Annotated in this window: 10 protein-coding genes; 3 read left to right on the top strand and 7 right to left on the bottom strand. The window is 30.1% G+C overall.

Going from position 1 to position 12,248, the window contains the following annotated elements; all coding sequences use genetic code 11:
• Window positions 1-455: 455 nt before the first annotated feature.
• The 3 genes from GJV76_RS14250 to GJV76_RS14240 form a co-directional block, all read right to left on the bottom strand.
• Window positions 456-1,739, bottom strand: coding sequence for an amidohydrolase family protein (locus GJV76_RS14250; RefSeq protein ID WP_155093269.1), 1,284 nt, complete (start codon window positions 1,737-1,739; stop codon window positions 456-458).
• A gap of 66 nt (window positions 1,740-1,805) precedes the next feature.
• Entirely contained in the window at window positions 1,806-2,435 is a 630-nt protein-coding gene (locus tag GJV76_RS14245; protein ID WP_196216235.1) for a CPBP family glutamic-type intramembrane protease, read from the bottom strand.
• Between the two features lie 243 nt (window positions 2,436-2,678).
• Entirely contained in the window at window positions 2,679-3,230 is a 552-nt protein-coding gene (locus tag GJV76_RS14240; RefSeq protein ID WP_155093267.1) for a hypothetical protein, read from the bottom strand.
• A gap of 215 nt (window positions 3,231-3,445) precedes the next feature.
• On the opposite strand from GJV76_RS14240, the gene GJV76_RS14235 reads away from it, so the two are divergent.
• Both GJV76_RS14235 and GJV76_RS14230 read left to right on the top strand, forming a co-directional pair.
• Window positions 3,446-4,474 (top strand): HNH endonuclease family protein, encoded by a 1,029-nt coding sequence (locus GJV76_RS14235; RefSeq protein ID WP_155093266.1) that lies wholly within the window; start codon window positions 3,446-3,448, stop codon window positions 4,472-4,474.
• Complete coding sequence (locus tag GJV76_RS14230) at window positions 4,475-4,840, top strand: HIT family protein (RefSeq protein WP_155093265.1); 366 nt, start codon at window positions 4,475-4,477, stop codon at window positions 4,838-4,840.
• Window positions 4,841-4,930: 90 nt separating this feature from the next.
• On the opposite strand, the gene GJV76_RS16155 is transcribed toward GJV76_RS14230, so the two are convergent.
• The 3 genes from GJV76_RS16155 to GJV76_RS14215 all read right to left on the bottom strand — a co-directional run bounded on the left by GJV76_RS16155 (window position 4,931) and on the right by GJV76_RS14215 (window position 8,201).
• Window positions 4,931-5,668, bottom strand: a complete 738-nt coding sequence (locus GJV76_RS16155; protein WP_317162609.1) for a YDG/SRA domain-containing protein — start codon at window positions 5,666-5,668, stop codon at window positions 4,931-4,933.
• Window positions 5,669-5,850: 182 nt separating this feature from the next.
• Window positions 5,851-7,701: a DUF2075 domain-containing protein gene (locus GJV76_RS14220; RefSeq protein ID WP_155093264.1), complete on the bottom strand. Its 1,851-nt coding sequence runs from the start codon at window positions 7,699-7,701 to the stop codon at window positions 5,851-5,853.
• A 170-nt stretch (window positions 7,702-7,871) separates the two neighbouring features.
• Window positions 7,872-8,201: a nucleotide pyrophosphohydrolase gene (locus GJV76_RS14215; RefSeq protein WP_155093263.1), complete on the bottom strand. Its 330-nt coding sequence runs from the start codon at window positions 8,199-8,201 to the stop codon at window positions 7,872-7,874.
• Between the two features lie 271 nt (window positions 8,202-8,472).
• On the opposite strand from GJV76_RS14215, the gene GJV76_RS14210 reads away from it, so the two are divergent.
• Window positions 8,473-9,498, top strand: coding sequence for an AAA family ATPase (locus GJV76_RS14210; protein WP_155093262.1), 1,026 nt, complete (start codon window positions 8,473-8,475; stop codon window positions 9,496-9,498).
• Here the strand turns inward: GJV76_RS14210 and GJV76_RS14205 are convergent.
• Entirely contained in the window at window positions 9,487-11,937 is a 2,451-nt protein-coding gene (locus GJV76_RS14205) for a S8 family serine peptidase (RefSeq protein ID WP_155093261.1), read from the bottom strand. The genes GJV76_RS14210 and GJV76_RS14205 overlap by 12 nt on opposite strands.
• Window positions 11,938-12,248: the final 311 nt, after the last annotated feature.

Below are 12,248 nucleotides of genomic sequence, written 5' to 3'. Positions count from 1 at the left end.
ATCGTATATCTATCACCTGGTTCACTACAGTAAAATCCCTTACTCTAAACCTAATGGTAAATACTTATTCTTTCAGAAATCTGAAATTAATGAATGGCTGCTAAAAAACAAGTATTTGTCTGATGATCAAATTCAGACAAAAGCACGTGAATATGTCTTAAAAAAGAAGGAATTTTAGATTGATTTTTGAGGTTTTAAATGTTGAGGCAGAAAATTAAAGAGCTTTGTTAGTAAGGGTTTATGACTGGTTAAAGATGTTGAAAATTTACATTTAGAAAAAAATGTTGATAAAAAAATAAATTTAAATGCTACATCCAGTATACTTACTTTGTATGTTGAATTTCACAAAACAGTCTTTGTCTTTAATTTTACAATTATTCTCAACTACCCTATGTTTATAATTCAATAATTCAGAACAAGAAAAATATCACCTTTCTATTTAAAAAGTAACCAAACTAATTCGGTTCTACTGACTTTGCAATTTCGGTTAATTTGTTTTTATCTAAATAAAACTTATTATAGAAAACCGCTTCTACTTGCTCTAAAGCTTTTAAGTCTTCTAATGGGTTTTCCTTTACCAAAATAAAATCTGCATCTTTCCCTGGAGCTATAATTCCGTAGTTTTCTTTAAAAAATAGAGCAAAGTTAGTTGTAGCACTTTTCAATATATCAAAATTAGAAAGTCCTGCTTTTTTATACAATTTCATTTCTTCCAGCAATCCAAAACCAGGGACAATAAATTTAGAACTACTATCTGGACTCAATAATAATTTTACACCTTGATCATTTAGTCTCTTAGTCATGTTAAAGCGTTCTTGCATTTCTAAAGCATATTTTTGTTTTTCTGCTTCAAACTCTTCTTTTCCAAGTTTCATTCTATAATTTATCGACTTTTCAGCCCAGTCTTTTTTGATTGCCTCAGGAATATATTGCATTCCTCTTTGATCCATCATTTCTTCAACTCCATACTGGCCATAACCAATAGCATACCACTGCATAGTAGGGCAAATAAACAGCTCGTTTCTCTTGATATAATTTATCCTATCTTCTACCTTATCAGGCTCTCCAATTAAACCTCCTAAATGCTCAATAGAAGTATAAAAAGATTGAAAAAGAATTTCATCGCCCATCACTCCATCTTCTACTACTGGAAAATGGCCTCCTAAGGGCATATTGTGTTTTTTACACGTCTCACTCAATAATTCAAATAAGTGTTGATTTTTTATACTTAAAACTTTAATCTGATCTATTCCATTATCCTTTGCTTTTATAACATAAGAATCGATCTCCTGTTCAGTTAAATCATAACTTCGATGAAAAGGCGGAGCTGTCAAATACAACTTGGGATAATACTGATGCTCGTTGTTATACTGCTTTTTTAATTCAACATCTTGCCACTCCCCTCTCATGGAACGCAACTTAGTAATTCCATTAATCAGATTTAATTTCATTACCTTCTCTAGTTCTTGCTTGCTATCTGGAAAATGAATATGCGCATCTGCAATAGAAGGTAATAGATAAGTACCTTTTGCATCAACCGTATTTTCTGACTGATAAGAAGACTTAGTTGTTATTTCTATAATTTTTCCATCGTGAATAACAACAGTCTGATTTCTTAAAATCGCATCATCCTTCATTGTAATTACATTTACATCTGTAAAAATGTAATCTACTTTAGAGCTTTGAGCTGTTAAGGTTTGAATCACAGCTAAAAATAAAAAGGTAAAAAATCTATGCATGGTGTATTTTAAAAATTATAAAATCCTTGGTTATCTTTTTTTACAAAAGATCCATTACAATTGAGTTTAAAAAAGATAAGTTAATACCAAACCCATACCATTAAATAGCATGTGAATCAATATAACTAAACGAAAATTGTAGTTTAACCGAACATGCGAGTAAATTAATCCTGAAATAAAATAAGGAACCACTACTACCAAGCCACTTAAAAACGACAAACTCTTACTATCATAATTTAACAAATGAAATATAGCAAAAAGAAAAGACATTAAAACTATAGTTATGATTTTATAATTCTTCCAAAGCATTTCAAGCTGAGCGCTATACTTATTGCAAAATCCATAGATCAAGATAAATAGCACACTGGATAGTAAAAGTCTTTGCCCAAAAAAATCCAGTGAATCTAACTCCACACCTGTATAAAACGAATAGAGATAAAGAAATATAATTGTACCCGAAATACTAAAATTAATTGGTTTAGCCACTAAAGGCAACCGAAACATGCATTCTTCTAAAAAGGGGCCTAGTAAACCAACTAAGATGAGCATATAAAACCCTGTTCTTTGTCTTAACTCAGCCTTAGAATGATTCATCGGAATGTCAATCCAACTATTATCGACACAAACAAATATAATCGCTAGGAAAAATATTTTTACTACAATTAATAGTAAGAGGAATTTAAGGGTTATTTTCATTTTTAGTAAAATCATCAAGACCTAGAAAAATAGATTAAGTATTACAAAGTCTTTTTTTAGGTCTTTAATTCTAAACTAAGCTTACCAATCGACCTGTTATTAAAATAGAACTATTTAAATAATAAGAATCAAAATAGGAAGAAAGATACCCAAAAGAGCATTTCATATTAAGTTTTTTAAAGACAAAAGAACTTCCTATTTTACTTTATAAGTAGAGTAATAACTCTTGTTTATTCTGACTATTTACTGTTTTCCTACAATTGGATTATAAATATTCCTTAATTCTTTTTCTACTAATGGAACAATCCAATCATAATGAGTTACATCTATTTCTAATACGCTTACTCTAAATAACTCTTCACGAAAATTCTCTCGAGCCTTTAATTTCATAGCAAAAGTATTTTTTTCAAGTTCTTTGTTAATATGCTCCTTAATACGAGAAGAAACATTTCTGGATTTCCCTAAATAAAGAGGTATCCATTCTTTATTTTCATTTAACTTATTGAGCCTAACTTTTCTTGTATTTGGTACGAATCTATGTTTGTATATATCATCTTCCCATCTATTTATAAAATCTTCTTTCCAAAGCTCAATATCATCAAACATAAAATTATTTTTTATCTCGAAAAAGTAAATTCCTTTAACGTTATATTTATCTATTGAAGGAGTTAAATCATTAAAGCCCTCAATTGTAAATTCTCCTATAATCTCTGGAGCCAAATTTTCTCTAATGCTTTTTGTTATGTTTCCAAAAATCTCTGTTAACAACTGATCTTGTTCTAATATATCTTTCATTTTTATTTTTTAGATTAATTAACTTTTCAAACATATGAATTAAAAGTAAACTTTACCATTTCATTCTATTCGTTAGACTTTGTAAAAGACTTAAATCATATACTAAATAATTCACTTCTGTTTTTTATAAACAAAAATCAAACTTTATATAAATTAAACTTGAGTTTGTTTAAAACTTCCCCTAACTTAGTTCATTAAAAATATTTGATTTTTTAATGTCTTTATATTTTCAAGAAAACGATCCAAGTCTAGAGTCTCAATGGAGAGCCTTGATTTTATTTGGAAAAAACTCCGCCACATATAAGTTTGCCTTTGGAAAAGCTTTACTTAGTCTTATTGATAAAGAGACTACAACTGTTTCCTTATCTCAAATAGCGCCCTTATATGTAGAGAGTATCTTAGAACACCTAAAGAGTAATGACAAACAAGGCAACTCCTCCTCTAGCGTGTTTTTAAACGCTTGTAGAGACTTTAATGATAACACCATTACCTATGATCAGCTTATTTACTTAACTGAAAAACATGGCTTTAATAATGTTGTAGATGCCTTTCAAAATATAAATGGAGGAACGATACACAATCGCTTTTATGAAAAAAATTATAAAGGGACATCTAAAAACATTGTAATCACTGATCATCTTTTAAAACTCAAAGAAAGTGTACAATTCACTAATCTAAACAGTGAAGTTGAAGCCAGATGGAATCTTGTTGAAACGGCTTGGAATTTAGATCTAAATCCAAACTTATTAGAAGTAAAAATAGACCAGGAGCTAAACACGTTATTTCTAGAAAATAGTCTGATGCGTCGTAAGGATATTACCTCTTCTAGAGCCTCTTTAAATGGATATCAAAAAGGTAAATGTTTTTACTCTTTTCAAGATATTTCAATAGTACCAGGAAGTGATAATCTATGCGCGGTAGATCACTTTTTTCCTCATATGCACAAATTGCATTTAAATGAAAATGGAGCTAATGTAAATGGAATTTGGAACCTAGTTCTATCTGATAAATACGTCAACCTGGATAAAAGCGCTAAAGTACCTGAACTAGCGTATCTTGATAGGCTCTACAAGAGAAACGAGTTTTATATAGCAAGTAAACATCCTCTTGGAGAGACCATTGTAAATCAAACAGGAAAAACACCAGCTGCAAGAAGAGCTTTTTTACAAAAACAATATAACTTAGCTGTTAGTTTATCCATCCAAAAATGGAAACCCAAAGTCGAACTAGAACCTCTATTTTAAATGAAAGATTTTACCCAAATACCACAAGAACGAATTTTATATAAAGATGATTACTTTTTTATAATTGAAGATATTTTTCCAGTGAGTCCTGGTCATTTACTTATTATTACAAACATTGTCAGAGAGGATTACTTTGCTCTTACACAAAAAGAGCAGCAAGCTCTCCCTGTGGCTATACAAGCAGCTAAGCAAATAGTACTTACTAAGTATAGTCCCGATGGGTTTAACATCGGAATGAACTGCGGAGCTACAGCTGGTCAAACGGTATTTCATTTTCACTGTCATCTAATACCTCGCTATAACGGAGATATGGAGAATCCTCGTGGTGGTGTTAGGCACGTGATTCCTTCTAAGGGGAATTATTAAATCTTATTACAATAATCAAAAAACAAGAAAGCATCTATATTTAACTAGATGCTTTCTTGTTTACCGTTATTTACTTAAAAAATATTTTACTTACTCGAATCCATGAGACTCTCTATGATACTTTAGATTCTTTGTACTTATTGGATGTTTTGATGACACTTTTAATTTACCATCTACTTTATCTCCAATTAAATCAAAAGTATCAGAAATTGTAAAAGCCCCTCTATCAAATAAAATATGATCATTAGGACAAAGGCATAAAATATTGTCCAATCTATCTTCACCATTATGAGGTCTACCTAACGGCTTTATATGAGCTCCTTCTGCATATCTTATTGACTCAATCTCTAAAATAGTTCCACAAACTTGACACTCGTGATTGTACAACTCTTTTACCTGTCTTGATACAGCAGAATCTCTTACTATTCTAAGTATAGTGGTTTGTTTTCTTTCAGATACAAGATTCTCACCTTCTAAGGTTGGAAACTTTTCTTGATTAAGATTATCAATAGGTGGATTATCAATGCTTTCTAATCTAAATCTACAAACTTTAAAACCACTTTTTCCTTTCTCAATCCAAAAATCAACTACAGTAAATAAACCTGCATACGTATACCCTTTTTTTGGAGAAAACTCTGATTTATGTTGATGCCCCCTAACTACTCTAACAGGTAGTCCTTCAATCATACTTTTATAAAGTCCTCTATTATAAGTATTTTCTAAAGATTGATCCTCAATTTGCTTGCCATCTTTGTTTCCTCCCGCTCCAGTGTAGATTATTTCATTACCCAGATCCATATCATCTTCATAACCACCAGATAAAACAATAGCAGCAACCCCATCATTTTTATTACCGTCAATACCTGCTTGTAGGTTACGATGGGATTGATGAATCCATTATTTCTTTTCTATCTTTAAACCAGTCATTTACTTTTATATCTGGTATCTCTCCAAAAACTATTTTTTTTGCCATATTTTTAATAGTGCCTTAATAAAAGATCAGGTCTTAACTAGATATTCTTTTTAAAATACTCTCTAGTCTCTTTGTCAGTACAATAGATGTAACATCCCTTCATTCCCCTTGTCATTAGCGTTCGATAGGTATTTTTAATAATCGATCGCACAAGATCTTTTGCCTGTTCAGGGTTTTCTTTTAATAGTTTTTTATAGCCTGAGATGGTCTTATCCCCTTTGTCTCTTTTTGAAGGATCTACTAGCACTATTCCATCTCGTACAATGAGATCATCACCAATGATAACCCCAATATAATCGACCTCTAATCCTTGAGCGGTATGAATACAACCAACCTCTGTCACAGAGTTTGGATCAATAATCCAAGTACCTCCATAGTCCATCATATTCCATTTCATCTGAAAAGCAGAGTTTTCAAATGTGATATCAAACGCCTTTGAATCTTTTTTGCTATTCCAAGGCCAACAATAACCAGCCACGAGTCTAGCTCTGTTATTTGTCTCTATGTTTTTTCGGTAAATTAAGTGTTGAAGTTCTAAAGGATCATCCACTACTTTAAAGTCATAGCTTATATCATTTAAAGATTTATTGGCCGTTTCTCTTATTTGAAGGACGTGATCAACCCAAGCTAGATAGCCATCAGATCCATTACATCTAAATTGAGATTCCAGTAATAACCTATGGATATGTATGCCTCTTTGTTTTGCAAACTCTTCAATCACGGCAATTTCACCATAATCGTCAATGTGTACTTTTTGATTCTCATCAATAAAGAAAACAGAAAACATACTAGATTCTAAAATCTCTTGAATTTGGTTTTTACCCTGACGTAAGAATCCGGTTTTTTCAGTAAGCCTGTGGGCCTCATCAACAATAAGAGCATTAAACATATTCTCAGGTGTATTCATAAAAGATCCAGATCCCACAAAGAGTTGTTTTAACTCTACCTTTTTCTTATCTCCTACAAGTTTATGGAAATACACATCCCTTGGAGCAGCTGTTTTAGTAACATACTGAGCTAGTTTTCCAAATCTTGTCAGATAAACAAGTAGATTAATAGCCACAACCGATTTACCCGTTCCTGGTCCACCTTCTACAATAAGTACATTTTTATTCTCCGGACTAGAGGTGAAAGCGAGCTTTTTAGCGGTTTCAAAAACGAGCTTCTGATCATCTATCATCACAAACTCTTGATTACCCTTCATCATGCCTGAAAGCGCATCAGAAAGGGATTTATTAGGTCTTATCTCGCCATTTTCAATGCGGTACAATACCTTTGATGCATCTCCGTATTTAATAAACTGTTTGATAAACTCCCTTAGCTTCACAGCATCTGATTTTAAAAACACAGGAGCTACCTGTAAGTATTGATTATAAAAACTATGGGTGATAATATCGTCATTAGTATAATTATGCAAATAAGCACATGGATGTAGCTGAATCCCTTCTTTTTCAATAGTTGCGTTAAAGGATTGAAGCAGACAAGCATACGACCAAGCTTGATATGAAGGGTGAGCCGTCTCTTGCACTCCGTGTTTGAAGCGAGTTTTTACAATGCCGTCTTTGTCTGTAAGTTCAGCATCCTGCCACTGCTTAAGTTCTATAATAACTACGTGATCTTTTTCTCCATCGCTACCTGCGATAATAAAATCAACCCTTTTTGAAGTTTGGGGAATGTGATATTCGATAGAGATATTACAATCGTTTGGAATATTTGGATCAGCTAAAACCTTATCCATATAACTCAAAGAATTGCGAAAAGAGTTAAGTTCTGCCTGTCCAACCGACTTACCCGTTTTATCTCTTAGGGCATTTAAGATAATACCATCAATATCATTAGTAAGGATATCATCAGAGAATCCTTGCTTAGTCTTGTGATAAACAATCATTTAATTTCAAAATTTATTAGTGACTTATTTTGTCATATAAGGGCATAAAAGCCGTTTTTGAAATTAACAAAGAAAAGCCACTAAAAAAAGAAGAATTTCAAATATTTCTTTGATTAGTGACTTTTCTATTTTTATCAAATAGTACTCATTTACAAGTACTTATTGTTTATCTATAATTCGTTGTATTTTTTAGCTGTTCCTTTAGCTTTTTCAACTGGGTACTTTTCGTTGTTTCGAGCAATCTTTTTAGAGATAATTTCTACAACATTTAAATTGTTTTTCTCGGCTAATAAAAGTCCATACATAAAAACATCAGCAAGCTCCTCCTCTAGTCTTTCTCTATTACAGTCTTCATTTCCCTTCCAAAGAAAAAGTTCTAAAAGTTCCGATGCTTCAATGGATAAAGCAAGTGCTAAATCTTTTGAGTTATGAAACTGTTTCCAATCTCTTGCATCTCTAAATTCGGTTAGTTCTTTGATTAAGTCTTCTATAGTTTTCATTGTATTTTTATTTTGTAGGGTAATTTGTAAAGTTAAAACATATTACAACATGCAATAAATTATAATTTTATTTTAGATGATTTAAAGAATAGGTAGGAAATATCTAACGAACTCTTTTCATAGATTAATTTCTCATTATAATAACCTTTGAAATAATTATTTACTAATATTAGATGCACTTACAACAAAATATTAATTATAATTGTACAATTGTACAATTGTACAATTTTTCATACATTTAATATTATAAATATACTATCTTTGCATGCAAATGGCACAATTAGATTACATAAAAGAAATTGCAAAATACGGTCTCGAAAATGACCAAAAACGACTATTGTCTGTTCTTAATGAACTTATAGAACACTCTAAAAAAACAAAAAAACTTAATTTTGCTATTCAACTTCAATCTATCTTAAAAGATTCTTTAAGATATCAAAAATCTAATAGTTTACTAAAAGTTGGATCTGAAACGCATCTTAATAGAATTGAAGACAAAGAAATCTCAGAGTTAATCCTTGAAAAAATCACATCAGACTACTCTTTAAATGATATAGTTACTGATAGCAAGATATATGATGATTTAAAGTTTTTTATTGAAGAACACAATAAAATTGACATTCTTCACCAATTTGGATTACCCGTTTCAAATAAGTTATTACTACATGGTCCTTCTGGATGTGGTAAAACTTTAGCTTCTTATGTAATTGCAGGAGAATTAAATAAAATGATGGTTGTGATTAATCTTGGAGCAATCGTATCTTCTAAATTAGGAGAAACAAGTAAAAACTTATCTAAAATATTCAAAAAAGCAGCTTTAGATGATTGTATTATCTTTCTAGATGAATTTGATAGTTTAGGTAAAGTTAGAGATTATAGCCAGGATCATGGTGAAATGAAACGGGTAGTTAATACCATTCTACAGTTATTTGACTATTTACCTCAAAACAGTATCGTTATTGCTGCCACAAATCAAAAAGATATGCTTGATGAAGCTCTTTTAAGGCGTTTTGACAACATTATTGGTTTTCAATTACCTACCGAAATTGAAATTAAAAAACTTATTGAATTAACATTAAAAAATGGGAAATTTCAATTTGACAACAAAGCAGCTGCAAATAGAATTATAAAACAATCTATCGGTTTATCGTATTATAGCATACAAAAAACTTTAATTGGTGCAATAAAAAGAACCTTATTTGCTGCTGCCAATGCCCAAAATATTTTATCTAATAAAATAGATACTAATATCTGGAAAAAATTAATAGAGACCGAAAAAGATTCTTTAAATATCTAATTCAGCATCTGCCTCTAATGAAGTATCTAAAATAATATCTTGTAATATTTCAACATTATTTATTAACTGAATCTCTTCGTATAATTTACCTGTATTATCTTTTATAGTTTCTTCAATAGATAATACTATCGAAAAAGGAAAAACTGAAGGATAATTTTCAGGAATCCCTCCTAGTAGTTGTTTTGTGAGTTTAGCATGTATGGCTAATTTGAATGTTTTATCCTCATTAACTAAATCTTTTATATTTATATTAAAAGAAATTTTTTGGGTATTTGAATAAGGTATAGGTTTGGATACATATCTGCCGTTTTGAGACCATGACAATCCAGCTAACTTTGATTTTATTTTGCTTTCAGATGTCATAATATCTTCAGCTTTTTGATTTTTAAAAAAACTAAAAGCCATATGTATTGGATTATATGATAAATGATTATTTTTAATTGGTAAAAATTTAAAACAAAGTGTCGCAGTAACCTTTAATACACCATTTTTTTTACCTAAATTATCCTTTACCAGATATTCAGGGAAATTTAGTGGATATATTTTAATCTTCTCGTTCTCTATACTATCCTCTAAAATCAATGTTACTGAGTTTTCATTAGAAAATAAACTCTTAGTAATATCTACAAAACCATTTCCTACAATTCTAGTTTTTAACTTTTCTACATTTGATGGTACTTTTATCATATCTAATGAAGCTCCATTAATAATTAGAGCTTTAACACTTTCATTAGTTAATGCGGGATATTTCTTTATAATCTTTGCTGCTAAATTAGTTACTAAAGGAGTAGAAAAACTAGTACCTACCTCTTTCATCATCCCAAGTTCAGGTCGAGCTGTTAATAATATTAATGCAGGTTCATCCATCCAATCTAAAGTTACTTCATCATAAAAACCAATATCTCCACCACTTTCAATAACATCTGGTTTAAAATAATGTTTGTTATTTTTCTGTCTACCATATAATAAAGATAAATCATTATATCCCTTCCTAGTATACAATGTTGGAAACTCACGACCACTAGCAATTCCCATAAAAGCACCATCTTGTAAATTATCAGCTGCAGCACCAACAGTTACATTATTTAAACTATCCGATGGTATAGATAAATTGGTATGCTCATGATTAAAATAAGTTAAGTCATAATTTGTATTTTCATTAATACAATTATTATTATTTCCTGTTGAAATAAAAATAAGACTATCTGTTTCATAAGCAAACTTATCCAAAGAATATGTATAATTAGAAAAGCCTTCATTTGTCGTTTTACTAATACCATAACAAGTTGTAAGTGTAAACAACCTAATTGCAGGATACTTTTCCTTAACGTCATATAACATTCTTAATACTTCAACTTCGGAAATATATCCATTACCTTGATCACTAATTTTAATTGATAGTAATTTAGCATCTGCTAACACCTCTCCCGAAAAATTATTTTTATGATTCAATTTACCTAGTGCCACTAGTCCTGCTACAGCAGTACCATGTCCTATTCCTTGTCTTCCAGCTCGATCAATTAAAGGATCTCCGACTCCTGCAAGTTTAAATGATCTATCATTAATAATTAAAGGAGCTAAAACAGTATCTACACTGATTCCTGTGTCAATTACACCTACTAATGGTAAATCTTCATCAATATTAGCAATCGTAAATCCTCTCTCACGTTTAACAGTTCTAAACTCTCCTGGTTTTACTGTTGTAAATGCAGAGCAAGTTACACTTTCTACTATATCAAAATTTCTTACAATCTTTTGTACTTGTTCTGCACTAATATTTTTTAATTCAATTCTATCAATTAAATCGTCATATAGATAAATAATCTCTTCTTCTTTCAGATATTTGATTAGAGAATCCAGTATCTCTTGCATAAGATTTTGTTCTAATGAGAAATCCATTAAAGATAAATAAACAATGCCTCCTATTTCATCCAGATTAAACTTTAATATATCATGTGATCTTAATAATTTAAATTCCGAAATGTAAGTTATATATCTAGCATACTCTAGCTCATGATTTTCTTCCAACTCATATTTAACAAAATTATAAACATCCGATAAAAAACCTTGAAATTTATCCCAATCTACAATAGCAAATAATCCTTTTCTAGAAAAATCATAAAAGGCAGTCCCTTCTAAACCTAAGTTAGAATAATAATACTCAAAATAATCACTAATAACAAACTGATTTTGAAATGTGAATAACACATAATCAATATCATATGGCACATCTAAAGATTTATCTTTCTCCTTTGATTTTTGTTCTAAATCTTTACCTAATCTATTTAAATAGGATTTAAATGAAGTTGCCAATCTATTATAATTCTTATCCTCTAGATCTTTCTCATCTTTCTCACTATCAAAACCATAATTATATTTAAAAGATTGTATTTCGGACAATTGTTTACGGCTTATAAATTTTAAATGCGACTTTCCCACGATTTAATAATAATTTTATTTACAATAAAAAGTTTTAAAAAATTATGTAAATATATCAAATACTTTAAATTAAAAAAAGTAATATTATTCCACCATCTTTTGTTAAAACATGATATAAACACTTTATAATTATAAAGTGTTTATATCATGTTTATCTAACACTATGTTTTTAGTTACCAAACTTGTTTGCTCTTAAATTTACTTAACTTTTTCATTCTTAAACATTGCCTCCTTATACCATTCCTCTCATGAACTTCAATTAAAAGCACCTGTGTTTTGACCCCTATAAACCTAGAGTATTTTTAAATTTT

The sequence above is a fragment of the Myroides albus genome, assembly GCF_009711045.1.
Lineage (GTDB): Bacteria > Bacteroidota > Bacteroidia > Flavobacteriales > Flavobacteriaceae > Flavobacterium > Flavobacterium album_A.
Note: the sequence above shows the minus strand (reverse complement) of the source record. Positions and strands in the feature narration are given on the sequence as shown.

Coding starts and splice junctions, on each gene's coding strand:
- GJV76_RS14245 (WP_196216235.1), bottom strand. CDS start 2,435: ATGAAAATAACCCTTAAATTCCTCTTACTATTAATTGTAGTAAAAATA.
- GJV76_RS14250 (WP_155093269.1), bottom strand. CDS start 1,739: ATGCATAGATTTTTTACCTTTTTATTTTTAGCTGTGATTCAAACCTTA.
- GJV76_RS14230 (WP_155093265.1), top strand. CDS start 4,475: ATGAAAGATTTTACCCAAATACCACAAGAACGAATTTTATATAAAGAT.
- GJV76_RS14215 (WP_155093263.1), bottom strand. CDS start 8,201: ATGAAAACTATAGAAGACTTAATCAAAGAACTAACCGAATTTAGAGAT.
- GJV76_RS14210 (WP_155093262.1), top strand. CDS start 8,473: ATGGCACAATTAGATTACATAAAAGAAATTGCAAAATACGGTCTCGAA.
- GJV76_RS14220 (WP_155093264.1), bottom strand. CDS start 7,701: ATGATTGTTTATCACAAGACTAAGCAAGGATTCTCTGATGATATCCTT.
- GJV76_RS14240 (WP_155093267.1), bottom strand. CDS start 3,230: ATGAAAGATATATTAGAACAAGATCAGTTGTTAACAGAGATTTTTGGA.
- GJV76_RS14235 (WP_155093266.1), top strand. CDS start 3,446: ATGTCTTTATATTTTCAAGAAAACGATCCAAGTCTAGAGTCTCAATGG.